The organism is Pseudomonas sp. AC172 (genome assembly GCF_979258595.1).
Genome location: NZ_OZ409868.1, coordinates 41,219 through 63,840 on the forward strand (window position 1 = coordinate 41,219; position 22,622 = coordinate 63,840).

Annotated in this window: 23 protein-coding genes; 12 read left to right on the forward strand and 11 right to left on the reverse strand. The window is 59.6% G+C overall.

Features of this window, described 5'->3' with window-relative positions:
• Positions 1-73: 73 nt before the first annotated feature.
• Positions 74-370, forward strand: a complete 297-nt coding sequence (locus ACZ0A4_RS00190) for a hypothetical protein (RefSeq protein ID WP_463572594.1) — start codon at positions 74-76, stop codon at positions 368-370.
• A gap of 50 nt (positions 371-420) precedes the next feature.
• Here the strand turns inward: ACZ0A4_RS00190 and nagE are convergent, their stop codons facing one another.
• The 7 genes from nagE to ACZ0A4_RS00225 all read right to left on the reverse strand — a co-directional run bounded on the left by nagE (position 421) and on the right by ACZ0A4_RS00225 (position 9,041).
• Complete coding sequence (nagE, locus tag ACZ0A4_RS00195; protein WP_463572595.1) at positions 421-2,166, reverse strand: N-acetylglucosamine-specific PTS transporter subunit IIBC; 1,746 nt, start codon at positions 2,164-2,166, stop codon at positions 421-423.
• A gap of 23 nt (positions 2,167-2,189) precedes the next feature.
• On the reverse strand, positions 2,190-4,703 hold the full coding sequence (gene ptsP, locus ACZ0A4_RS00200) for a phosphoenolpyruvate--protein phosphotransferase (protein ID WP_463572597.1): 2,514 nt from the start codon (positions 4,701-4,703) through the stop codon (positions 2,190-2,192).
• Positions 4,704-4,737: 34 nt separating this feature from the next.
• Positions 4,738-5,760, reverse strand: coding sequence for an SIS domain-containing protein (locus ACZ0A4_RS00205; RefSeq protein WP_141128889.1), 1,023 nt, complete (start codon positions 5,758-5,760; stop codon positions 4,738-4,740).
• Entirely contained in the window at positions 5,741-6,847 is a 1,107-nt protein-coding gene (gene nagA, locus ACZ0A4_RS00210; protein ID WP_463572598.1) for an N-acetylglucosamine-6-phosphate deacetylase, read from the reverse strand. The genes ACZ0A4_RS00205 and nagA overlap by 20 nt, the downstream gene beginning before the upstream one ends.
• Before the next feature lie 24 nt (positions 6,848-6,871).
• On the reverse strand, positions 6,872-7,603 hold the full coding sequence (locus ACZ0A4_RS00215) for a GntR family transcriptional regulator (RefSeq protein WP_463572599.1): 732 nt from the start codon (positions 7,601-7,603) through the stop codon (positions 6,872-6,874).
• Between the two features lie 283 nt (positions 7,604-7,886).
• A complete protein-coding gene (locus tag ACZ0A4_RS00220) occupies positions 7,887-8,402 on the reverse strand; it encodes a L,D-transpeptidase family protein (protein ID WP_141128886.1) in 516 nt (171 codons plus the stop codon).
• A gap of 87 nt (positions 8,403-8,489) precedes the next feature.
• Positions 8,490-9,041, reverse strand: a complete 552-nt coding sequence (locus ACZ0A4_RS00225) for an NUDIX hydrolase (protein WP_095119357.1) — start codon at positions 9,039-9,041, stop codon at positions 8,490-8,492.
• Positions 9,042-9,188: 147 nt separating this feature from the next.
• On the opposite strand from ACZ0A4_RS00225, the gene ACZ0A4_RS00230 reads away from it, so the two are divergent.
• The 5 genes from ACZ0A4_RS00230 (at position 9,189) to purT (ending at position 12,545) form a co-directional block, all read left to right on the forward strand.
• Positions 9,189-9,788 (forward strand): CoA pyrophosphatase, encoded by a 600-nt coding sequence (locus ACZ0A4_RS00230; RefSeq protein ID WP_141128884.1) that lies wholly within the window; start codon positions 9,189-9,191, stop codon positions 9,786-9,788.
• A 47-nt stretch (positions 9,789-9,835) separates the two neighbouring features.
• The gene (locus tag ACZ0A4_RS00235) at positions 9,836-10,360 is read left to right on the forward strand and encodes a gamma carbonic anhydrase family protein (RefSeq protein WP_141128883.1); all 525 of its coding nucleotides are present in this window, start codon (positions 9,836-9,838) and stop codon (positions 10,358-10,360) included.
• Positions 10,357-10,566, forward strand: a complete 210-nt coding sequence (locus tag ACZ0A4_RS00240; RefSeq protein WP_077571254.1) for a DUF1289 domain-containing protein — start codon at positions 10,357-10,359, stop codon at positions 10,564-10,566. Before ACZ0A4_RS00235 ends, ACZ0A4_RS00240 begins: the two co-directional genes overlap by 4 nt.
• A gap of 229 nt (positions 10,567-10,795) precedes the next feature.
• The gene (locus ACZ0A4_RS00245) at positions 10,796-11,263 is read left to right on the forward strand and encodes a VUT family protein (RefSeq protein WP_122595013.1); all 468 of its coding nucleotides are present in this window, start codon (positions 10,796-10,798) and stop codon (positions 11,261-11,263) included.
• Between the two features lie 100 nt (positions 11,264-11,363).
• Positions 11,364-12,545, forward strand: a complete 1,182-nt coding sequence (purT, locus tag ACZ0A4_RS00250; RefSeq protein ID WP_422607698.1) for a formate-dependent phosphoribosylglycinamide formyltransferase — start codon at positions 11,364-11,366, stop codon at positions 12,543-12,545.
• 104 nt (positions 12,546-12,649) lie between these two features.
• Here the strand turns inward: purT and ACZ0A4_RS00255 are convergent, their stop codons facing one another.
• The 3 genes from ACZ0A4_RS00255 to ACZ0A4_RS00265 all read right to left on the reverse strand — a co-directional run bounded on the left by ACZ0A4_RS00255 (position 12,650) and on the right by ACZ0A4_RS00265 (position 16,263).
• Positions 12,650-13,966, reverse strand: coding sequence for an MFS transporter (locus ACZ0A4_RS00255; RefSeq protein ID WP_463572601.1), 1,317 nt, complete (start codon positions 13,964-13,966; stop codon positions 12,650-12,652).
• Between the two features lie 230 nt (positions 13,967-14,196).
• The gene (locus ACZ0A4_RS00260; protein WP_463572603.1) at positions 14,197-15,438 is read right to left on the reverse strand and encodes a transporter associated domain-containing protein; all 1,242 of its coding nucleotides are present in this window, start codon (positions 15,436-15,438) and stop codon (positions 14,197-14,199) included.
• Positions 15,439-15,450: 12 nt separating this feature from the next.
• Positions 15,451-16,263, reverse strand: coding sequence for a cytochrome C assembly family protein (locus ACZ0A4_RS00265; protein WP_034154823.1), 813 nt, complete (start codon positions 16,261-16,263; stop codon positions 15,451-15,453).
• A 210-nt stretch (positions 16,264-16,473) separates the two neighbouring features.
• On the opposite strand from ACZ0A4_RS00265, the gene ffh reads away from it, so the two are divergent.
• The 6 genes from ffh (at position 16,474) to ACZ0A4_RS00295 (ending at position 20,670) form a co-directional block, all read left to right on the forward strand.
• Entirely contained in the window at positions 16,474-17,850 is a 1,377-nt protein-coding gene (gene ffh, locus ACZ0A4_RS00270; protein ID WP_007908988.1) for a signal recognition particle protein, read from the forward strand.
• Between the two features lie 311 nt (positions 17,851-18,161).
• The gene (gene rpsP, locus ACZ0A4_RS00275) at positions 18,162-18,413 is read left to right on the forward strand and encodes a 30S ribosomal protein S16 (RefSeq protein ID WP_003185073.1); all 252 of its coding nucleotides are present in this window, start codon (positions 18,162-18,164) and stop codon (positions 18,411-18,413) included.
• Positions 18,414-18,418: 5 nt separating this feature from the next.
• The gene (rimM, locus tag ACZ0A4_RS00280) at positions 18,419-18,955 is read left to right on the forward strand and encodes a ribosome maturation factor RimM (RefSeq protein ID WP_463556940.1); all 537 of its coding nucleotides are present in this window, start codon (positions 18,419-18,421) and stop codon (positions 18,953-18,955) included.
• 2 nt (positions 18,956-18,957) lie between these two features.
• Positions 18,958-19,710: a tRNA (guanosine(37)-N1)-methyltransferase TrmD gene (gene trmD, locus ACZ0A4_RS00285; protein ID WP_008081628.1), complete on the forward strand. Its 753-nt coding sequence runs from the start codon at positions 18,958-18,960 to the stop codon at positions 19,708-19,710.
• A 45-nt stretch (positions 19,711-19,755) separates the two neighbouring features.
• The gene (rplS, locus tag ACZ0A4_RS00290; protein WP_003175895.1) at positions 19,756-20,106 is read left to right on the forward strand and encodes a 50S ribosomal protein L19; all 351 of its coding nucleotides are present in this window, start codon (positions 19,756-19,758) and stop codon (positions 20,104-20,106) included.
• Positions 20,107-20,256: 150 nt separating this feature from the next.
• A complete protein-coding gene (locus ACZ0A4_RS00295) occupies positions 20,257-20,670 on the forward strand; it encodes an acyl-CoA thioesterase (protein WP_038357747.1) in 414 nt (137 codons plus the stop codon).
• A gap of 118 nt (positions 20,671-20,788) precedes the next feature.
• Here ACZ0A4_RS00295 and ACZ0A4_RS00300 read toward each other — a convergent pair whose 3' ends face one another.
• Positions 20,789-22,597 carry a cation:proton antiporter gene (locus ACZ0A4_RS00300; protein ID WP_463572604.1) on the reverse strand — a complete coding sequence of 603 codons (1,809 nt, stop codon included), beginning with the start codon at positions 22,595-22,597 and terminating at the stop codon, positions 20,789-20,791.
• Positions 22,598-22,622: the final 25 nt, after the last annotated feature.

A 22,622-nucleotide genomic window follows, 5' to 3' on the forward strand; every position in this document is an offset into this window, starting at 1 on the left:
CTGACAGTGGCGCGATACCTCCAACTCCTGTCAGATAAGTCTTCCATCCAAACGGGTAAGAAGGAACTTGACTATGTCTGCTGAAAAAAAAGTTGTGCCAGTCATCACCTCTGTGAGAGACGATAAGGGAGAGATTCCCAACGGTGGCGCCACCTCGGCAACTTCTGTGCTATTGAGCGGGGTTGCAGTTGCTGGAGAAAAAGTTGAAATCTTCGATGGTGCTGTTTTGAGGGGGCAAGTAGTTGTCAGTGCTGCAGGACGCTGGGATTTTCACCTGACGGGTCTGATGCTGGGTACTCATTCGGTTATGGCCAAAGGAAGCGCCGGTATGTCATCTACTCGTACGTTTACTGTTGTTGCAGCGAAGTAACTGCCGATAAAAAAGCCGCTGTGCTTCATAGCCCGGCGGCTTTTCATGGGTCAGTAAGGCTGTTGGACTTTTATTGCGGGTAAAACCTTCGCACTTGGCTCACTGCGATTGAGCAGAGCTTCAAGTGCTCCACTCAAACTCGCAGCTTTGTCACCCACTAACAAGTGCCAAACCCCACCCTCCAACTGGCTGACACCCTGACAACCCAGCTCTTTCAACTGCGCGTCGGACAGAGCATTGCCATCTGCTAGCAACAAGCGAATCCGGCTCATGGCAATGCAATCCAGTTGCAGCACGTTGTCGCCGCCACCCAGTGCATTCAGCCATTGCTGCGCTTCCGAACTCGCGACTACAAAAGCTTTCGGCTCTTCAGCAACAACAGCGGTTTCAACCAGTACCGCACGCCCCAGTGAAGGCATGGCGAGGCGAATCTCATCCGCAATGCTGTCCGCCATCGGCCCCACCACCACCTGCAAACTACCGCCCTTGCCCGGTCGCACAACCGCCATCGCCCCCAACGCTTTCAAATCAGCATCGGACGCTTTGTTGCGATCGACCATTTCCAAGCGCAACCGCGTGGTGCAGGCGCCAACCGTCAGCAGATTTTCAGCACCGCCCAACGCCTTGATGTAGGCACTGGCGCGCTCGTTCTCAGTCAACACGGCTTTTTCACTGACAGCGACGTCCTCACGCCCCGGCGTCTTCAAATTGAAACGACGAATACAGAAATCAAACACCGCGTAATACACCACGGCATAGGCCAGCCCGACCGGGATCACCAGCCAGCCATTGGTCGAGCGCCCCCAGCCCAACACCATGTCGATGAAGCCGCCGGAGAAGGTGAAACCGAGGTGAATGTTCAGCGCGTTGGTGATCGCCATCGACAACCCGGTCAGCAGCGCATGCAGCAGATACAACAACGGCGCCAAAAACATGAAGGCGAATTCAATCGGCTCAGTCACCCCGGTCAGAAACGAGGTCAGTGCCATCGACAGGAAAATCCCGCCCATGACTTTGCGGCGCTCCGGCAGCGCATTGCGGTACATCGCCAGGCATGCCGCCGGCAGGCCGAAGATCATCATCGGGAACATGCCGGTCATGAACTGGCCGCCCTTCGGGTCGCCGGCGAAGTAGCGCGACAGGTCGCCGGTCACCAGAGCGCCTGTGGTTGGATCGGTGAAGTTGCCGAACACGAACCACGCCATGTTGTTGAGGATGTGGTGCAGGCCGGTGACGATCAGCAGGCGGTTGAACACGCCAAAGACGAACGCGCCGATGCTGCCGCTTTCCATCATCAGCGCGCCGAAGCTGTTGATGCCGTGCTGGATTGGCGGCCAGATATAGCCGAACACCACGCCCAGGCCGACCGCCGCAAACCCGGTGACGATCGGCACAAAGCGTCGCCCACCAAAGAACGCCAGATACTCCGGCAACTTTATGTCCTTGAAGCGGTTGTACAGCGCGCCCGCCATCAGGCCGCTGACGATACCGGCGAGCATGCCCATGTTGATGCTCGCGTCGAGCACCTTCAGTGTGGAGATCATCACCAGATAACCGATTACCCCGGCGAGGCCGGCGGTGCCGTTGTTGTCCTTGGCGAAACCGACGGCGATGCCGATGGCGAAGATCATTGCCAGGTTGGCAAAGATCACTTGGCCGGCATCGTGAATGATCGCGATGTTCAGCAGATCAGTGTCACCCAGACGCAGCAGCAGGCCGGCAATCGGCAGGATCGCGATCGGCAGCATCAGCGCGCGGCCGAGGCGTTGCAGGCCTTCAATAAAGAGTTGGTACATGGCGTTTGTCCTTGTTGTTTTTGTTAGCGCAGAGGCCAATGTTGATGACAGGCGTGACGCACGGCAGCGGCGCTGCTCAGCTTGAGCAGGTCACGGCTGAGGCGCTGGCATTCGGCTTCCTGCACCTGGCGCACGCGATCCTTGATTTCACCGATCTGTACCGGGCTCACGGAGAGTTCGGTAACGCCCAGACCGATCAACACTGGTGTGGCCAGCGGATCAGAGGCGAGGGCGCCGCAGACACCGACCCAGCGTTTGTGCACCGCCGCGCCTTCGCAGGTCATGGCGATCAGGCGCAGCAGCGCCGGGTGCAGGGCGTCGACGCGGGCGGCCAGACCGGCGTGATCGCGGTCCATGGCCAGGGTGTATTGCGACAAATCGTTGGTGCCTATCGACAGGAAGTCGGCGTGTTCGGCGAGTTGTTCGGCTTGCAGCGCGGCGGCGGGGACTTCGATCATCACACCGATTTCCGGGCGCTGCGTGATGTTCATCTCCAGGCACAACGCATTGACGCGTTGGCGGATGTGCAGCAGCTCCTCGACTTCGGTGACCATCGGCAACAGGATTCGGCAGCGGTGCAGCGGGCTGACTTGCAGCAGCGCACGCAGTTGCTGATCGAGGATTTCCGGACGCGCCTGAGCCAGACGAATACCGCGCAGGCCGAGCACCGGGTTGGCTTCGATCGGCAGCGGCAGGTAGTCGAGTTGCTTGTCGCCGCCGACGTCGATGGTGCGGATGATCACTGATTTGTCGCCCATCGCATCGATCACAGCTTGATAGGCGCTGCGCTGTTCTTCAACATCCGGAGCGGTTTGACGATCGACGAACAAAAACTCAGTGCGCAGCAGACCGACGCCATCGGCACCGTTGGTAAAGGCATCAGCCGCTTCAGCGCTGGAGGCGACGTTGGCGACGACTTCGATGAGCACGCCATTTCGGGTTTCGGCGGGCAAGTGCGCTTTGGCTTGTTGCGCGTCGCGGCGCTGCTGACGGTCGATTTGCGCCTGTTTAACTTCAGCCAAGCGTTCAGCGTTGGGCGTCAGTTCGAGACGACCGCTGTCGGCGTCGAGTACCACAGCTACGCCTTGCGGCTGATCAAGCAGCGCTGAACCCAACGCCACGATGCACGGTAGACCTTTGCCGCGAGCGAGAATCGCCACATGTGAAGTCGCGCCACCCTCGGCCATGCACAACCCGGCGACACCTTGCGCGCTCAGTTGCAGCAGATCCGACGGTGTCAGCTCATGAGCGGCAACAATTGCGCCCGCTGGCACGTCGTAATTCCAAGCCTCCCCGAGCAACGCACGCAGCACGCGTTGTTTGAGATCGCGCAAATCGTTGGCACGTTCAGCCAACAGCGCGCTGCCGGTGTGCTGCAGGATTTCGCACTGCACATCGATCGACTGGCTCCAGGCGTGAGTCGCCGCACAACCTTGTTCGATGGATTGCTGTGCCGCATCGAGCAGTGCCGGGTCTTCAAGCAACGCCAAATGCGCAGCGAAGATCGCTTCTTCATCGGCATTCTTGTGGCTCTTCGCTTGGGCGAGGGTGCCGTCGATTTCGCTGCTGACCTGTTGCAGTGCAGCTTCAAGCACTTGCTGTTGCTGCAGCGGATCGTGATTGCCCGCATCCACCGGCAAGCTGATCGCGTTCAAGCGAAACAGTGGCCCAACGACGAATCCCGGCGCAGCGCAAACGCCGTGCAACACGCCAGCCTCGGCCGGGCGCTTAAGTGGCGCAACACTCACCGGCGCCGCAGCGTGGTGATCATCCGGCAATGCCGTGGCCAATGCCGTGAGCAACGCTTGCAGCGCCGCTTCAGCATCCGGCCCCTGACTGCTGACCTGCACTTCATCTTGCTCGCCAACTGCCAGGCCCATCAAACCGATCAGGCTGTTGCACGGCGCCGATTTACCGGCGAAGTGCAGTTGCGACTGGCTTTTGAAACCTTGCGCCGTCTGCCGAATCAGCGCTGCCGGGCGCGCGTGCAAACCGCCGCGATGCGCCACCAACACATGACCATGAACCTCTGGTCCGCCGACTTCCGCGACATTCGCCGCCACGCTGTTGCGCGCAACAATGTGCAACAACGGCTCGCCAACCTTCACCGCTTTCAGCGTGATCGGTCGTACCTGAAAATCCTGGCTGTTGGTCAGGATCAACAGGCTGACGAGGCTTTTGCATTGCTGGCCAACCTTGTCCAGGTCATAGCGCAGCAACGGCTGGCCCTTGCTGACGCGGGTTCCATCCTTGACCAGCATCGAGAAGCCTTCGCCGTTCAACTCAACGGTGTCGAGGCCCAGATGCAGGAGGATTTCCGCGCCGTTGTCGGCACGTACGGTGAGAGCGTGGCCGGTGCGCGCGACGTGAATGATCACCCCGGCGCACGGCGAGTACAGCGTGTCGTTGATCGGGTCGATGGCGATGCCGTCGCCCATGGCGCCGCTGGCGAACACCGCGTCCGGGACTTTGGCGAGCGTGAGCACCGGGCCGCTGAGCGGGGCGCTGAGGGTCAGCTCTTTATTGTTGTTGTGCATGGCTCGGTCTCATCAGGTGTGCGGTCATTCGGACTTAGTGCGTGCGGGTTACTTTGCTCAGGTGGCGCGGCTGATCCGGATCCATGCCACGGGCCACGGCCAAACCTGCGGCCATCACGTAGAAACTCTGAATTGCCAGAATCGGATCGAGGGCCGGGTGCTCGGCGCGGGTCAGGGTCAGGTCGCGCTCGCTCACATCATCCGGCGCGGCCAGCAGCACGCGGGCACCGCGTTGACGCATTTCTGCGGCGAGGCTCAACAAGCCAGCCTGCTCGGCGCCGCGCGGTGCGAACACCAACAATGGATAGTGTTCATCGATCAGCGCCATCGGGCCGTGACGCACTTCGGCGCTGCTGAATGCTTCGGCCTGAATCGCCGAGGTTTCCTTGAATTTCAGCGCCGCTTCCTGGGCGATGGCAAAACCGGCGCCACGGCCGATGACCATCAAACGCTCGCAATCGCGCAGTGCTTCGATGGCCACGCTCCAGTCCTGTTTCGCCGCTTCACGCAGACCTTCAGGCAAGGCGTTACCGGCTTCGAGCAATTCGCTGTCCTCTTTCCAGTGCGCGATCAAACGAGCGCTGGCGCTGAGAGTGGCGATAAAACTCTTGGTCGCGGCGACGCTGCTTTCAGTGCCAGCGAGTAGCGGCAGGCTGAATTCGCACGCGGCTTCCAGTGGCGAATCGGCGGCGTTGACCATCGACACGCTCAGCGCGCCACGTTTGCGCAACAGACGCAGGCTATTGACCAGATCCGGGCTCTGTCCCGACTGCGAGAACGCGAACGCCACCTGACCGCTGACCTTCAACGGCGCCTGCTGCATGGTCACCACCGACATCGGCAACGACGCTACCGGCACGCCTAGTTGCTGCATGGTCAGGTAGGCGAAGTAGCTCGCCGCGTGGTCGGAGCTGCCGCGTGCGACGGTCATCGCCACTTGCGGTGGCTGACGGCGCAGGCGTCCGGCGATCTCGATCATTGCCGGGTCGAGCTGTTGCAGTTGGGCTTGCACGGCCTCGAAGGAGGACAGCGCCTCCTCAAGCATTTTTGAAGTCAATGTCTTCTCCTTCGACCATGACAGCGGTCAGTGTGAGTGAGCGATCCAGCCGCACGCAGTCGGCCCAGGCCCCCGGTTGCAGGCGCCCGCGTTCGTTGATGCCGAGGTAGTCGGCGGGGAATTGCGACAGACGCTGCGAGGCTTCGGCGATCGGCAAACCGATCTTCACCAGGTTGCGCAGGGCCTGATCCATGGTCAGCGTGCTACCGGCCAACGTGCCGTCGGGCAGGCGCACGCCGCCCAGGCATTTGGTCACGGTGTGGCTGCCGAGCTTGTACTCACCGTCGGGCATGCCGGCGGCGGCGGTCGAATCGGTCACGCAATACAGGCACGGGATCGAGCGCAGGGCGACACGAATGGCGCCTGGATGCACATGCAGTAGATCCGGAATCAGCTCGGCGAATTTGGCGTGAGCCAGCGCCGCGCCAACGATGCCCGGCTCGCGGTGATGCAGCGGGCTCATGGCGTTGTAGAGGTGGGTGAAACTGGTCGCGCCGGCCTCCATTGCGGCAACGCCTTCCTCGTAACTACCGAGGGTGTGGCCGATCTGCATGCGCACGCCACGGCTGCTCAGTTCGCGGATCAACGCGTCGTGACCGGCGATTTCCGGGGCGATGGTGATCACGCGGATCGGTGCCAGCGCCAGATACTCTTCGACTTCGGCCATCAACGCGGTGTGGGCGAAATTCGGTTGCGCGCCAAGTTTGCCGGGGTTGATGTACGGGCCTTCGAGGTGGACGCCGAGGACCCGCGCGGCGCCTTTCGGACGCTGTTCGCAGAATTCTCCGACTTCTTTCAATACGCTGGAGATCTCGCTACTCGGTGCGGTCATGGTGGTGGCCAACAGCGAGGTGGTGCCGAAACGCACGTGGGTTCTGGTGATGGTTTCGAAGGCGCTGGCGCCTTCCATGATGTCTTTGCCGCCGCCGCCGTGGACGTGCAAATCGATGAAGCCCGGCAGCAGATACGGCAAATCATTGCTCGCCGGATCGCAAGGCACGCCTTCGATCGACACGACTTTGCCGTGTTCGTGGACCAGCCGGCCGCGAATCCAGCCGCTGGCGGTGAGGATATTGTCTTCGGACATTTTGGTTCTCGCTTGTGGCTGCGCTTATCGACGCAGCTCTGCAACAAAGTCGTAGTAGTCGTTGCGGCAATAGGTGTCGGTGACTTCGATCGGTGTGTTGTCTTCGAGGTAGCCGACCCGGGTCATCAGCAGCATCGCGGTGCCGGGGGCGATGCCGACCAGCGCGGCAAATTCGTCAGACGCGTTGATTGCCTGGATGTGTTGCAAGGCGCGGACGATCGGTTTGCCAATGCCGTCAAGGTATTCGTAGAGCGAATCGCCGACCAGCTGCGGTTTCGGCATGATCGAGGCGGGCAGGGTGCTCATCTCGATGGCCATCACCGTGTCATCGGCTTTGCGCAGACGCTTCATGCGCGCGACCTTGTCGTTTGGCGACAGGCTGAGGCGGATCAGTTCTTCGTGGGTCGGCAGGGTGATTTCGCGTTCCAGCCATTTCGAGCTAGGCACGAAACCCTTCAAACGCAGCATCTCGCTGAATCCGGAGAGGCGTGACAGCGGTTGTTCCAGGCGTGGGGTGATGAAGGTGCCGGAACCTTGCAGGCGCCGGATCAGGCCTTGATCGAGAAGGACTTCCAGTGCTTTGCGCGCGGTAACCCGGGAGATACCGAGCATTTCGCTGAGATTACGTTCGGACGGCATCGCTTGTTCGGCTTTCCACTGCCCGGCATGAATAGCCGCTTCCAGATTGCGCGCCAGTTGCAGGTACAGCGGCGTCGGCTGGGAGTCATCGGGACGTAGGGCGTGGAGGTCGTTCATGTAGGGCATTTCCGTCGCGAGTATAGGATTGTTGTGGCTCGCTTGTGGGGCGGAAATTAATACCACTTGAATACCATGTCAACGCAGGTAATTGGCCTGTTACCCAATGAAATGGCGGGTTGTAGCGGGTCTGGTTTGAAGTGGTATTAAGGGGTGGCTTTAAACAACAAAAGATCGCAGCCTGCGGCAGCTTCTACAGTGGGAAGTGGTATCACCTCTGTAGGCGCTGCCGCAGGCTGCGATCTTTTGATTTATTTTTTTGTGGGTGACCAGCGGTCGCTGGTTAAGGGCGGATTTCGACCATCGTGCCGTCCGGCACCAGATTCCACACTTCGCGCATATCAACGTTGCGCATGGCGACGCAGCCATCAGTCCAGTCGAGGGTGTGGAACAGGTCTTCCGGGGTTTCTTCCGAATCCGGCGTGCCGTGGATCATGATCATCCCGCCGGGCTCGACACCTTCGCGACGGGCGCGGGCCGAGTCGCTGATGTTCGGGTAGGAAATGTGCATCGACAGATTGAATTTGTCGCTGGTCTTGCGCCAGTCGATCCAATAGAAACCTTCCGGTGTGCGTTTGTCGCCTTCTATCAGTTTCGGGCCTTTTTTCGCGCCCTTGCCCAAGGAAATGCGATAGGTCTTCAGCGGCTTGCCATCGGCGATCAACTGCAGTTGATGAGCCGACTTAAGCACCAGAACTTTTTCGATAAGAGGCGTATTAGACGGCGTCACGGTGGTCACGAATGACGCTTGGGAGACGGTAACGACCGACAGGCAAAACAGGGCAAGCAACCAGCGCATTGAAACGATTCCCCAGGAATGACGCAGATACATGATTTACAGGTGTTGTGCAGACGTGTTCGGGTTATCGGCTGGCCGGCGAAGAAATCAAGTAATTGCAGGCTGAGCAAGCGGCGGAATCGACTCCGAACGAACCGGATACACCTCAACACGCCGATCAGCGAAGAAGCATTCTAAGGTACGCCCCACTGTGCGGAAAGCCAGCTCGTCCCAGGGAATGTCGGCTTCGTCGAATAGTTGTACTTCGAGGCTCTCGGGGCCGGCGGCAAAGTCCAGATCGACCAGCTCAGCGCGGAAGAACACATGCACCTGACTGATGTGCGGCACGTCGATCAATGTGTAGATGCTCAGGTTGCGCACCCGGGCGCAGGCTTCTTCGGCAGTCTCGCGCACGGCGGCCTGCTCAATGGTCTCGCCGTTCTCCATGAAACCGGCGGGCAAGGTCCAGTAACCGAGGCGCGGCTCGATGGCGCGACGGCAGAGCAAGACTTTCGTGCCCCAGGTCGGCACACAGCCGGCGACAATATTGGGGTTCTGATAGTGAATGGTCTGACAGCTGTCGCAGACAAATCGCAGCCGCGAATCGCCTTCGGGAATGCGCTGGGTGACCGGGTTACCGCAGTGGCTGCAAAATTTCATGCTGGGCTTCCTGAATGCTGCGCCTATCTTGGCGTGCAGCGGTGTCGGTCGGCAAGTTGTCGTTTCGCGACATGGCGAGATTCGGGGGCTTGGGCGGCTGCAATGATTGGTGCATGATGCAGGGTAAGGCACTGATCGAGAACACTCATGCTGGACGAGCTACTGCATAGGGTAAGCAACCACACACCGCGCACGCTGGAAACCGACACACGTTTCCCTGAGGCCGCCGTTCTGGTGCCGATCACCCGCAGTGACGAGCCGGAACTGGTGCTGACCTTGCGTGCCAGCGGGCTCTCGACCCACGGCGGCGAAGTCGCCTTCCCCGGTGGTCGCCGCGATCCGGAAGACCCGGACCTGATCTTTACCGCGCTGCGTGAAGCCGAGGAAGAAATCGGTCTGCCGCCCGGACTGGTCGAAGTCATTGGCCCGCTCAGCCCACTGATTTCCCTGCACGGCATCAAGGTCACGCCGTATGTCGGCGTCATCCCCGACTTCGTCGAATACCGCGCCAACGATGCCGAGATCGCCGCCGTCTTCAGCGTGCCGCTGGAATTCTTCCGCAAAGACCCTCGTGAACATACTCACCGCATCGACTATCAGGGCCGCAGTTGGTATGTGCCGAGTTATCGATATGGTGAATACAAGATCTGGGGCCTGACCGCGATCATGATCGTCGAGTTGATCAATCTGCTCTATGACGCCAAGATCAGTCTGCATCAACCACCGAAAAGCTTTATTGATACCTAAGCCATCGCTCGAATGGCCATCACACCGTGAGCCCTGAGGAAAACAAGATGAAATACCGCTTGGGCGACGCCCGTGTCGAGACCCACCCACAGAGCTGGGTCGCACCCAATGCTGTGCTGGTGGGCAAGGTCAAACTGGAAGAGGGCGCTAACGTCTGGTTCAACGCCGTGCTACGCGGTGACAATGAACTGATCCTGATCGGCAAGAACAGCAACGTGCAGGACGGCACCGTGATGCACACCGACATGGGCTATCCGCTGACCATCGGCACCGGCGTGACCATCGGCCACAACGCGATGCTACATGGCTGCACCGTTGGCGATTACAGCCTGATCGGCATTAATGCAGTGATTCTCAACGGCGCGAAGATCGGCAAGAACTGCATCATCGGCGCCAACTCGCTGATCGGTGAGGGCAAGGAAATTCCCGATGGTTCGCTGGTGATGGGCTCGCCGGGCAAGGTCGTGCGTGAGCTGACCGAGTCCCAGAAAAAAATGCTTGAGGCCAGCGCCGCGCACTATGTGCATAACTCGCAGCGTTATGCGCGCGATCTCGTTGAGCAGGAAGAATGACTACGCCCGAAAGACCGGTCGCCTCGCCGTGCGTGAATATTTGTGCGCTGGATGAGGCCGACATCTGTACTGGCTGCCAGCGTACGGTCGAGGAGATCACCCGCTGGGGCCGCATGACCAACGACGAGCGCCGCGTGGTGTTGGGGTTGTGTCATGAGCGGGCGAAGGCGAGTGGGTTGGTGTGGATGATCCCTTCGAAGTCGTGATCGGCATGTGATTGCCCTCACCCTAACCCTCCCCCAGGGGGAGAGGGGACAGACCGGGTTGTTTGGACGAGTCACGCCGACCTGAAAATACCGCGTCGAACTCAGGTCATGAACATCATGGAGATCTGCTCCCTTTCCCCCTCGCCCCCATGGGGGAGAGGGCTGGTGAGGGGGTGGCTCTTGATCTGCGGGTCCAGTAATCTGTGCGCCAATCTGCCAGGTCGCTCCCATGATTTTCCTCATCGCCTACATCAGCAGCGTCGTGCTGATCAACTTCGCCTTCTCCACCGCGCCGCACCTGGACATCATCTGGTCGGCCTGGGGCGGTTTGGTGTTCGTGCTGCGCGACATGGTGCAAACCCGCTTCGGCCACGGCGCGCTCGTGGCGATGCTGGCGGCGTTGGTGCTGTCCTACGTAACCTCCGATCCCTCCATCGCTTTGGCCAGCGCCACGGCGTTCGCGGTGTCGGAAATCATCGACTGGCTGGTGTTCAGCGTCACCAAGCGGCCACTGCGCGACCGCTTGTGGATCAGTTCGGCGCTGAGCATTCCCCTTGATACCTTCATCTTCTTCGGCATGATCGACCTGCTGACGCCACCGGTGATCATCACTGCGCTGCTGTCGAAATTCGCCGGCGTCACCGCCGTCTGGCTGATCATGGCCTGGCGCGATCGTAAACAGGCCGTCGCCGGCTGAAGCCAAACCCTCAGGTTCATGTAAAATGCCGCGCTTTCTCCCCATGGAAAGCGCGTCTGGCGTTGCTTTCCTCGATGATCCGCTTCTTTGAGGACCTGAGATGACCCGTATCGGAACTCCATTGTCGCCAACCGCGACCCGCGTATTGCTGTGTGGCTGTGGTGAGTTGGGCAAGGAAGTGGTGATCGAGCTGCAACGCCTGGGCGTTGAAGTGATTGCCGTCGACCGTTACGCCAACGCGCCGGCCATGCAAGTCGCGCATCGCAGCCACGTGATCAACATGCTCGACGGCGCCGCCCTGCGTGCGGTGATCGAAGCCGAGAAGCCGCACTTCATCGTGCCGGAAATCGAAGCCATCGCCACCGCCACCCTGGTCGAACTCGAAGCCGAAGGCTTCACGGTGATCCCGACCGCTCGCGCTGCGCAATTGACCATGAACCGTGAAGGCATCCGTCGTCTGGCCGCTGAAGAGCTGGACCTGCCGACCTCGCCGTACCACTTTGCCGACACCTTCGAGGACTACAGCAAAGCCGTTGAAGACTTGGGCTTCCCATGCGTCGTCAAACCGGTAATGAGCTCGTCGGGCAAAGGCCAAAGCCTGCTGCGCAGCGCTGATGACGTGCAGAAAGCCTGGGATTACGCGCAAGAGGGCGGTCGTGCCGGCAAGGGTCGGGTGATCATCGAAGGCTTTATCGATTTCGACTATGAAATCACCCTGCTGACCGTTCGCCACATCGGCGGTACCACGTTCTGTGCGCCAGTCGGCCACCGTCAGGAGAAGGGCGACTACCAGGAATCGTGGCAGCCGCAAGCCATGAGCCCGATTGCCCTGGCTGAGTCCGAGCGCGTTGCCAAAGCGGTGACTGAAGCGCTGGGTGGCCGTGGTCTGTTCGGCGTTGAGCTGTTCATCAAGGGTGATCAGGTGTGGTTCAGCGAAGTCTCGCCGCGTCCGCATGACACCGGTCTGGTGACGCTGATTTCCCAGGATCTGTCGCAGTTCGCGCTGCACGCCCGCGCGATTCTGGGCCTGCCGGTACCGTTGATCCGTCAGTTCGGGCCTTCGGCTTCGGCGGTGATTCTGGTGGAAGGGCAGTCGACCCAGACCGCATTCGCAAATCTGGGGGCTGCGTTGAGCGAGCCGGACACGGCGTTGCGTCTGTTCGGCAAGCCGCAAGTGAATGGCCAGCGCCGCATGGGCGTGGCGCTGGCGCGGGATGAGTCGATCGAGGCTGCTCGAGCCAAGGCGACCCGTGCTGCTCAGGCGGTTGTTGTAGAGCTGTAAACCGAGTCGCGTCCATCGCGAGCAGGCTCGCTCCCACATTGGTTTTGTGTATGCCACAGACCTAATGTGGGAGCGAGCCTGCTCGCGAAGCTTTTGATCTTCTGTCAGGCAACCCGATTCAGATCGTTATCCCTCGTCTCTTTCAGACACAGCACTGCAATCAGACTCAGCACCGCCGCCCCCGACACATACCCGCCGACATAACTCAAACCGCCCATCGCCACCAGTTTCTGCGCAAAGAACGGCGCCGCCGAGGCTCCGACAATGCCGCCCAGGTTATACGCCGCCGAAGCGCCGGTGTAACGCACGTGGGTCGGAAACAACTCAGGCAACAGTGCCCCCATCGGCGCAAACGTCACGCCCATCAAGAACAGCTCGATGCACAGAAACAGCGCCACACCCCAGGTCGAGCCCTGAGTCAGCAACGGTTCCATCAGAAATCCGGAGAGAATCGCCAGCACGCCACCGATGATCAGCACCGGTTTGCGCCCGTAGCGGTCGCTGGCCCAGGCTGAAAGTGGCGTCGCAGCGGCCATGAACAATACGGCAAAGCACAGCAAGCCAAGGAACGTTTCGCGGCTATAACCGAGCGTTGAAACGCCATAGCTCAGGGAAAACACCGTCGAGATATAGAACAGCGCATAACACACCACCATCGCCGCCGCGCCCAGCAGCGTCGGTGCCCAGTACTGGCTGAACAGCTCGACCAGAGGGATTTTTACCCGCTCCTGACGGGCGATGGCGTTAGCGAATACCGGCGTTTCGTGCAGCTTCAGTCGTACGTACAGACCGACCATCACCAGCACGGCGCTGAGCAGAAATGGAATACGCCAGCCCCAACTGCGGAATTGCTCATCATCGAGCGTCATGGCCAAGGTCAGAAACAAACCGTTGGCGGCGAGAAAGCCAATTGAAGGGCCTAGCTGCGGGAACATGCCAAACCAGGCACGTTTGCCTTTCGGCGCGTTTTCCGTGGCCAGCAGGGCGGCACCGCCCCATTCACCTCCCAATCCCAGGCCCTGACCAAAACGCAGCACACACAGCAAGATCGGGGCCCAGGCGCCGATGGTGGCGTACCCCGGCAGCACGCCGATCAGCGTCGTACACACGCCCATCAATAGCAGTGAAGCGACCAGCGTCGATTTGCGCCCGATGCGGTCACCGAAGTGGCCGAACAGTGCCGAGCCCAGCGGCCGGGCAAGAAACGCGATGCCGAAAGTGAGAAACGCAGAAAGCATCTGCGCGGTGCCGGACGTCTGCGGAAAGAACACCGGCCCGATCACCAGCGCAGCTGCCGTGGCATACACATAAAAGTCGTAGAACTCGATCGCGGTGCCGATAAAGCTCGCCGTCGCCACGCGCGTGGCAGAGTTGGTCGGTTGGGCAGGCGCGGTGGCGCTGTAAGCGGTACTGGTCGTCATGCGGTGATCCCTGACAGTCATGAGCTCCGTTGGAGCGAATTATTATGGTCGAACACCCAGGGATGTGGGATGAGGCGCGGTCGCTGTTTCAGGTAGGAACAGTCGCCGGAGTGCAGCTGAAATGGCCGAAGCCTGTCGGGTGCGGGGTAAGCACAAGGTTCGGCGGCGCTTGGGTAAGCGCCTCGATTATAGGAAGGAGGCTAACAATCAAACAAGAGCAAAAAGATCGTCTATCGAGCAGGCACCAAAGCAGGCACAGAAGAGGTATGCCAGATCAGCACCTTGCTTACCCGGTTCTCCTCAGTCTCGAGAATCTCCAGCCGATAACGCCCGATCTTCAAACAAACGGCACTTTCGGGAATAGTCTCCAGCGCCTCAGTCACCAACCCGTTCAGCGTTTTCGGCCCGTCACTCGGCAAATGCCAGCCCAGGCACTTGTTCAACTCGCGGATCGACGCAGCACCGTCAATCACCATGCGGCCATCAGACTGCGGATGAATATGCGGATTATCGAGGCTGTGCTCGCTTTCAAACTCGCCGACAATTTCTTCGAGAATGTCTTCCAGCGTGACGATACCGAGCACTTCGCCGTATTCGTCGACCACCATGCCGAGGCGCCGCTGTTGCTTGTGGAAATTCAGCAACTGCAGTTGCAGCGGCGTGCTTTCAGGGACGAAGTATGGTTCGTAACTGGCCGCCAGCAACGCTTCGCGGGTCAAGTCACCGTTGTTCAACAGATGACGGATCTGCCGTGTATTGAGTACTGCTTCGACCTGGTTGATGTCGCTATGAAACACCGGCAGGCGTGTGCGCTTGTTGTGGCGCAGTTGCTCGATGATTTCTTCGATCGAGTCGTCAAGGTTGATGCCGTCGACGTCACTGCGCGGTACCAGAATGTCGTTGACTGTAATGTTGTCCAGCGCATGAATACCTGAAACCGGGTGTGCACGGACCGGGTGTTCTGGATCGTCGTAACGGTCGGCAGGCGCGTTATCTTCGCTTTGCTGCACAACCTGAGCCTTGCGTGCAAACGGGCTCATCAGCAGTCCGCTGCTACGACTGAACAGCCAGGCAAACGGGTAAACAATCTTCAGCGGCACCGCCAGCAAGGTATTGCCGAATGCCAGCACGGCATCGGGATAACGCTGGGCGACGGTGCGCGGGAAGTAATCGGCAAACACCAGCAGGATTGCCCCAGCGCCTAGGCATGCTGCCCAAGGCCCGTTTTCTTCGCAGAGGAAAATCGCCAACAACGTCGCGATAACCACCGCGAGTGCCCGGCACAGCGTATTGCAAAGGATCAGGCTGGCGAGCGGGAAGCTCAGCTTCGCCAGCGGTTTATCACTGGCGCGCGAGGCGGTGCGTTGCGCGAGCAGGTGCTGCTGCGCGATTTCGACGGCGGTAAACAGCCCCGACCATAAAATCAGCAGGACAAATACCGCGAGCATCGGCCCTATGGGCAAACCGTCCATTTATGCCGCCCGTCAGATGTGCAGGATGTATTCACGAACCAGTTTGCTGCCGAAATACGCCAACATCAGCAGGCAGAAACCGGCGAGGGTCCAGCGAATCGCCTTGTGGCCGCGCCAGCCAAGACGATTACGGCCCCAGAGCAGTACGCTGAAGACGATCCACGCCAGGCAGGCCAGCAGGGTTTTGTGCACCAGATGCTGGGCGAACAGGTTCTCGACGAACAGCCAGCCAGAGATCAGCGATAGCGACAGCAGCGTCCAGCCAGCCCAGAGGAAGCCGAACAACAGGCTTTCCATGGTTTGCAGCGGCGGGAAATTCTTGATCAGCCCGGACGGGTGCTTGTGCTTGAGCTGGTGGTCTTGCACCAATAGCAGCAAGGCCTGGAACACTGCGATGGTGAACATGCCGTAGGCGAGGATCGACAACAGAATGTGCGCGAGGATGCCCGGCTCTTCGTCGATGATCTGCACCGTGCCGGTGGGCGCGAACTGCGCCAACAACACCGTGATCGCACCGAGCGGGAACAGCAGCACCAGCAGGTTTTCCACCGGAATGCGCGAGCAGGCGATCAGCGTCAGCGCGATGACCGCCGCAGCGATCAGGCTCGAGGCGCTGAAGAAATCAAGGCCCAGACCGATCGGCGTCAACAAGTGAGTGAGCAGGCTGGCGGCGTGGGCCACTACGGCGAGCGCGCCGAGGCTGACCAGCAGGCGCTTGTTCGCCTTGGCGCCGGTGGCCAAGCGGGTGCTCTGATAAAGGGTCGCAGCGGCATATAGAAGGGCGGCGGCGAGGGTGGTCAATAAGCTGGGTGACAAGGGGAGCATAAATCCTGTTAGGCAAGCCCGAAAGGGGCTGAGTTTGGCATAGAACCGCCATCGCACGAAAGACTCAGGAAGCTGACAGCGAGGTGTCCGCCAGCCGCAGTCTTCGCTATAATCCGCGACCTGCCCACGCCGCAGGCTCGCCGAGCACATGTTGATTCCGGTCTGGGCCGCCATTATCCCGGTCTACACAGGGCCTGAAAGGATCGCGCAATGTTTGAAAACTTAACCGACCGTCTCTCGCAGACGCTGCGCCATGTCACCGGCAAGGCGAAGCTGACCGAGGACAATATCAAAGACACCCTGCGTGAAGTGCGCATGGCGTTGCTCGAAGCCGACGTCGCCCTGCCGGTGGTCAAGGACTTCGTCAATTCGGTCAAGGAGCGCGCTGTCGGCACCGAGGTGTCGCGCAGCCTGACGCCGGGCCAGGCGTTCGTGAAGATCGTCCAGGCTGAACTCGAAAGCCTGATGGGCGCGGCCAACGAAGATTTGAACCTGAGCGCCGTGCCACCTGCCGTGATTCTGATGGCCGGTCTGCAGGGCGCCGGTAAAACCACCACTGCCGGCAAACTGGCGCGCTTCCTTAAAGAGCGCAAGAAGAAGTCGGTCATGGTCGTGTCGGCGGACGTTTACCGTCCTGCGGCTATTAAACAGCTGGAAACCCTGGCCAACGACATCGGCGTGACGTTCTTCCCGTCCGACCTGAGCCAGAAGCCGGTGGACATCGCCACCGCCGCTATTAAAGAAGCAAAACTGAAATTCATCGACGTGGTCATCGTCGATACCGCCGGTCGTCTGCACATCGACGAAGAGATGATGGGCGAGATCAAGGCGCTGCACGCCGCGATCAACCCGGTCGAAACCCTGTTCGTGGTTGACGCCATGACCGGTCAGGACGCCGCCAACACGGCCAAGGCCTTCGGTGATGCACTGCCGCTGACCGGTGTGATCCTGACCAAGGTCGACGGCGATGCCCGTGGCGGTGCCGCTCTGTCGGTGCGCGCCATCACCGGTAAGCCGATCAAGTTCATCGGTATGGGCGAGAAGAGCGAAGCGCTTGATCCGTTCCACCCTGAGCGTATCGCCTCGCGCATTCTCGGCATGGGCGACGTGCTCAGTCTGATCGAACAGGCCGAAGCGACCCTCGACAAGGACAAGGCCGACAAACTGGCCAAGAAGCTGAAGAAGGGCAAGGGCTTCGACCTCGAAGACTTCCGCGATCAGCTGCAACAGATGAAAAACATGGGCGGCCTCGGCGGGCTCATGGACAAACTGCCGAGCATCGGCGGCGTCAACCTGTCGCAAATGGGCAATGCCCAGAACGCCGCAGAGAAGCAATTCAAACAGATGGAAGCCATCATCAACTCCATGACCCCGGCCGAGCGCCGCGACCCTGAGCTGATCAGCGGTTCGCGCAAGCGCCGGATCGCCATGGGTTCCGGCACGCAGGTGCAGGACATCGGTCGCTTGATCAAGCAGCACAAGCAGATGCAGAAGATGATGAAAAAATTCTCCGCCAAGGGCGGAATGGCGAAAATGATGCGCGGCATGGGCGGAATGTTGCCCGGCGGCGGCATGCCAAAGATGTGAGGTGTCCCGTCTCACCCATTCTGCTCACCAAAAGTGAGCGAAATGGGTGAGACAGGACACCAAGACTTCGCCGGTCGTCGCACCGGCGTAGACCCTGCAAGGACGCAGGATCAACAGCAAACCCGCACTCGGCGGGAGCTGACTGGCCGTTTTCATCGACGGCTCTATATGCAGATCTGCACGGCATGCCATAGGCGCCGGAAAAAGTCATTTGCAAAAGTCCGGATATTCCTTAGAATATGCGGCCTTTCGGGCACCCATGCCCGCTGTGCATTTAGATTTGCAGCACCGACTACAGGAACGATGTTCACATGCTAACAATCCGTCTTGCCCTTGGCGGCTCCAAAAAGCGCCCGTTTTACCACCTGACCGTAACCGACTCGCGTAACCCGCGTGACGGCTCCCACAAAGAACAGGTTGGTTTCTTCAACCCTGTTGCCCGTGGTCAGGAAATCCGTCTGTCCGTGAACCAAGAGCGCGTAGCCTACTGGCTGAGCGTTGGTGCACAGCCTTCTGAGCGTGTTGCTCAGTTGCTGAAGGAATCTGCAAAGGCTGCGGCCTGAGCAATATGAACGCGACGCCTGCTGTTGCCGATGATTTGATCGTTATTGGCAAAATTTATTCTGTTCATGGCGTTCGCGGCGAAGTGAAGGTTTATTCCTTTACTGATCCGACTGAAAACCTGTTGCAGTACAAAACCTGGACGCTCAAGCGCGAAGGCAATGTCAAACAGGTCGAGCTGGTCAGTGGACGCGGGAGCGACAAGTTCCTGGTCGCAAAGCTCAAGGGTCTCGATGATCGTGAAGAAGCTCGTCTTCTGGCCGGTTATGAGATCTGCGTGCCGCGCAATCTGTTCGCTGAATTGACCGACGGTGAGTACTACTGGTACCAGCTGGAAGGTCTGAAGGTTATTGATCAACTGGGGCAATTGCTCGGGAAAATCGATCATCTTCTGGAAACCGGCGCCAATGATGTAATGGTAGTCAAGCCTTGCGCTGGCAGCCTGGATGATCGCGAACGCCTGTTGCCCTACACGGAGCAATGCGTGTTGGCCATCGACCTGGAAGCGGGCGAGATGAAGGTGGATTGGGACGCGGACTTCTAAGCGTGGCTAACTTGCGCGTAGAAGTGATCAGTTTGTTTCCCGAGATGTTTTCCGCCATCGGCGACTACGGCATCACCAGTCGTGCGGTCAAACAGGGGCTCTTGCAGCTGACCTGTTGGAATCCGCGAGATTACACGACGGATCGGCATCACACTGTCGACGATCGCCCGTTTGGCGGTGGTCCGGGCATGGTGATGAAGATCAAGCCCCTGGAAGATGCTCTGGTTCAGGCCAAGGCAGCAGCCGGGGAGGCGGCGAAGGTGATTTACCTGTCCCCCCAAGGCCGTCAACTGACTCAGTCGGCGGTACGCGAGCTGGCACAATCGGATGCATTGATCCTGATTGCCGGCCGCTATGAAGGCATTGACGAGCGCTTTATTGAGGCTCATGTCGATGAAGAGTGGTCGATTGGCGACTATGTACTGTCTGGCGGCGAGCTGCCGGCCATGGTCCTGATCGATGCGGTTACACGACTGCTGCCTGGAGCTTTAGGGCATGCGGATTCCGCTGAGGAAGATTCCTTTACGGATGGTCTGCTGGATTGCCCGCACTACACCCGACCTGAGGTGTATGCGGATCAGCGTGTTCCCGACGTGTTGCTGAGTGGCAATCACGCGCATATCCGGCGTTGGCGTTTACAGCAGTCCCTTGGTAGGACCTTTGAACGACGCGCCGATCTTCTGGAAAGCCGCTCGCTTTCTGGAGAAGAGAAGAAGCTGCTCGAGGAATACATCCGCGAGCGGGACGATAGTTAACAACGTATCGATGGTAGATCGAACGATTTACCTTAGGAGCACAGCATGACCAACAAAATCATCCTTGCACTCGAAGCAGAGCAGATGACCAAAGAAATCCCTACCTTCGCCCCAGGCGACACTATTGTCGTTCAGGTGAAAGTGAAGGAAGGCGATCGTTCCCGTCTGCAAGCGTTCGAAGGCGTTGTAATCGCCAAGCGTAACCGCGGCGTGAACAGTGCGTTCACCGTTCGTAAAATCTCCAACGGTGTTGGCGTAGAACGTACTTTCCAGACCTACTCCCCGCAGATCGACAGCATGGCTGTTAAACGTCGCGGTGACGTACGTAAAGCCAAGCTGTACTACCTGCGCGACCTGTCGGGTAAAGCAGCTCGCATCAAGGAAAAACTGGCTTAAGTCCAGCTTCCGATGCAGAAAAAAGCAGCCTACGGGCTGCTTTTTTGTTGCCCAAAATTCCCCCCTGTAGGAGCTGCCGAAGGCTCGGGCTGCGATCAGACGATCTTTTGATCTTGCTTGTATTCGGCAGCCAGATATCGAGTCTATTTCATGACCACCCGCGACCAGGAAATCGAACGCCGCACCGAACTCTCGGTGACCCGCGTGACCAAGGCTGTCTTCCCGCCGACCACCAACCACCACAACACCCTGTTCGGCGGCACTGCGCTGGCGTGGATGGACGAAGTTTCCTTCATCACCGCCACTCGTTTCTGCCGTTTGCCGCTGGTAACCGTGTCTACCGATCGCATCGACTTCAACCACGCGATCCCGGCGGGCTCGATCGTTGAGCTAGTGGGGAAAGTGATCAAGGTCGGCAACACCAGCCTCAAGGTCGAGGTGGAAGTGTTTGTCGAGAGCATGAGTTGTGATGGTCGCGAGAAGGCGATTCATGGGCAGTTCAGCTTTGTCGCCATTGATGATGACAAGCGGCCGGTGCCGGTGCTGCCGGGTTTTGCGGCTTGATCTGATACCGGGTCGCGCCATTCGCGAGCAAGTTCGCTCCCACAGGTTTTGTGTTGGACACAAATGTTGTGTTCACCCCGATCACTGTGGGAGCGAGCCTGCTCGCGAAAGCGTCAGATCAGGCGCCACTGGCCTCAGGCTGAATCAACGCCAACAGCGTCCACCCCGACCCCGGCTTCACCGCCGTCTCCGGCGTCACCACGTGCACCCAACCACTGTCATCACGCATGAACAGCAACGTCGCACGACTACCATGCAGCGCCTGGTAGTCCTCCCAGCCAAAACCATCAGTCAATGTCGTGCTGTACAACTCGGCGCCCTGGCCCATCTGACTGGCCAGTTTCGCGTAGGTAAACGCCTCGCTACCGAGCTGATTGCCTCGATGTTCCAGACTCGCCCGATGTTTATCGCTGCGCCGACTCTCATGACCACTGGCCAGACCAAACAAGCGCTGATGGCCGAAGTCATGACGAAAGCGCATCGCTGCCAAGGTATTGAGTTCACCCGACGGCGACAGCGCCAGCAAATGCCCCAGCCCGACCAGATCCAGATGGGCATCGGCATGCTGCGAAGCCGGGTTGCCGAAATACGTCGGCAAGCCTTCCATGCGCGCCACACGAATGTTTTCCCAACTCGAATCCGTCAGCAGCACGCGGCTGCCCAGCTGCTGCAGCGACTTGCCCAGCTCCCTTGCCGGGCCGTTGGCGCCGACGATCAGGAATCCACTCGGCGCCGGTTCGGCGACCTTCAGCAGGCGTGCCAGCGGTCGCGCCGTGGCGCTTTGCAGCACGACGGTGCCGATGATCACGGCAAAGGTCAGTGGCACCAGCAGCAGCGCGCCTTCATGTCCGGCTTCGTGCAGGCGAATCGCGAAAATTGCCGATACCGCGGCCGCAACAATCCCCCGTGGCGCAATCCAGCACAGCAACGCACGCTCCCGCCAGCTCAGGCTTGAGCCAGTCGTGCTGAGCAACACGTTCAGTGGCCGGGCGATCAGCTGAATCACCAGCAGCAGAATCAACACCAGTGGCCCGAGGCCGATCAAGGCGTACAAGTCCAACCGGGCCGCCAGCAAAATGAACAAACCGGAAATCAGCAGCACGCTGAGGTTTTCCTTGAAGTGCAGGATATGCCGCACATCCACGCCCTTCATGTTCGCCAGCCACATGCCCATCAGCGTGACCGCCAGCAGGCCGGACTCGTGCATCACTTCGTTGGCAGCAATGAAAATCCCCAGCACCGCGGCCAACGACGCAAGGTTGTGCAGGTATTCCGGCAACCATTGCCGACGAATAATCGTCCCCAGCACCCAGCCACCGACAATCCCGAACACTGCGCCGCACAGAATCACTCCGCCGAATGTAAACAGACTCTGCTTGAGCCCATGGCCCTCGGCGCTGGCAATGATGAAGCTGTAAACCACCACGGCGAGGAGGGCGCCGATCGGATCGATGACGATACCTTCCCAGCGCAGAATATTGGCGATCGAGGTTTTCGGCCGTACCACACGCAGCATCGGCACGATCACCGTCGGGCCGGTCACCAGCGTCAGGCTGCCGAAGAGGATGGCCAGCATCCAGTCGAATCCGAGCAGATAGTGAGTGGCGACCGCGATAACCACCCAGGTCGAGATCGCGCCAAGAGTCACCAAACGATGAACGACGCTGCCAATCTCCTTCCATTCCGACAGGTGCAGGGTCAGGCTGCCTTCGAACAGAATCAGCGCCACGGCCAGCGATACCAGCGGCATCAGTAGCGGCCCGAACATTTCCTGTGGGTCGAGCCAGCCCAACACCGGGCCGACCAGAATGCCGGTCAGCAACAGAAACAGAATCGCCGGCAGCTTCAGGCGCCAGGCCAGCCATTGGCACCCCAGCGCCGCCGCGCCTATCCCGCCAAATGCCAATAGAATTTGCTGCTCGTTCATTGATGCTCCCTGTTCCTTGAAATTG

Excerpts from the sequence above, each read along its gene's own strand:
- ACZ0A4_RS00190 (WP_463572594.1), top strand. The coding sequence starts at position 74 with ATGTCTGCTGAAAAAAAAGTTGTGCCAGTCATCACCTCTGTGAGAGAC.
- nagE (WP_463572595.1), bottom strand. The coding sequence starts at position 2,166 with ATGTACCAACTCTTTATTGAAGGCCTGCAACGCCTCGGCCGCGCGCTG.
- ptsP (WP_463572597.1), bottom strand. The coding sequence starts at position 4,703 with ATGCACAACAACAATAAAGAGCTGACCCTCAGCGCCCCGCTCAGCGGC.
- nagA (WP_463572598.1), bottom strand. The coding sequence starts at position 6,847 with ATGTCCGAAGACAATATCCTCACCGCCAGCGGCTGGATTCGCGGCCGG.
- ACZ0A4_RS00215 (WP_463572599.1), bottom strand. The coding sequence starts at position 7,603 with ATGAACGACCTCCACGCCCTACGTCCCGATGACTCCCAGCCGACGCCG.
- ACZ0A4_RS00220 (WP_141128886.1), bottom strand. The coding sequence starts at position 8,402 with ATGCGCTGGTTGCTTGCCCTGTTTTGCCTGTCGGTCGTTACCGTCTCC.
- ACZ0A4_RS00225 (WP_095119357.1), bottom strand. The coding sequence starts at position 9,041 with ATGAAATTTTGCAGCCACTGCGGTAACCCGGTCACCCAGCGCATTCCC.
- ACZ0A4_RS00230 (WP_141128884.1), top strand. The coding sequence starts at position 9,189 with ATGCTGGACGAGCTACTGCATAGGGTAAGCAACCACACACCGCGCACG.
- ACZ0A4_RS00235 (WP_141128883.1), top strand. The coding sequence starts at position 9,836 with ATGAAATACCGCTTGGGCGACGCCCGTGTCGAGACCCACCCACAGAGC.
- ACZ0A4_RS00240 (WP_077571254.1), top strand. The coding sequence starts at position 10,357 with ATGACTACGCCCGAAAGACCGGTCGCCTCGCCGTGCGTGAATATTTGT.
- ACZ0A4_RS00245 (WP_122595013.1), top strand. The coding sequence starts at position 10,796 with ATGATTTTCCTCATCGCCTACATCAGCAGCGTCGTGCTGATCAACTTC.
- purT (WP_422607698.1), top strand. The coding sequence starts at position 11,364 with ATGACCCGTATCGGAACTCCATTGTCGCCAACCGCGACCCGCGTATTG.
- ACZ0A4_RS00255 (WP_463572601.1), bottom strand. The coding sequence starts at position 13,966 with ATGACGACCAGTACCGCTTACAGCGCCACCGCGCCTGCCCAACCGACC.
- ACZ0A4_RS00260 (WP_463572603.1), bottom strand. The coding sequence starts at position 15,438 with ATGGACGGTTTGCCCATAGGGCCGATGCTCGCGGTATTTGTCCTGCTG.
- ACZ0A4_RS00265 (WP_034154823.1), bottom strand. The coding sequence starts at position 16,263 with ATGCTCCCCTTGTCACCCAGCTTATTGACCACCCTCGCCGCCGCCCTT.
- ffh (WP_007908988.1), top strand. The coding sequence starts at position 16,474 with ATGTTTGAAAACTTAACCGACCGTCTCTCGCAGACGCTGCGCCATGTC.
- rpsP (WP_003185073.1), top strand. The coding sequence starts at position 18,162 with ATGCTAACAATCCGTCTTGCCCTTGGCGGCTCCAAAAAGCGCCCGTTT.
- rimM (WP_463556940.1), top strand. The coding sequence starts at position 18,419 with ATGAACGCGACGCCTGCTGTTGCCGATGATTTGATCGTTATTGGCAAA.
- rplS (WP_003175895.1), top strand. The coding sequence starts at position 19,756 with ATGACCAACAAAATCATCCTTGCACTCGAAGCAGAGCAGATGACCAAA.
- ACZ0A4_RS00295 (WP_038357747.1), top strand. The coding sequence starts at position 20,257 with ATGACCACCCGCGACCAGGAAATCGAACGCCGCACCGAACTCTCGGTG.
- ACZ0A4_RS00300 (WP_463572604.1), bottom strand. The coding sequence starts at position 22,597 with ATGAACGAGCAGCAAATTCTATTGGCATTTGGCGGGATAGGCGCGGCG.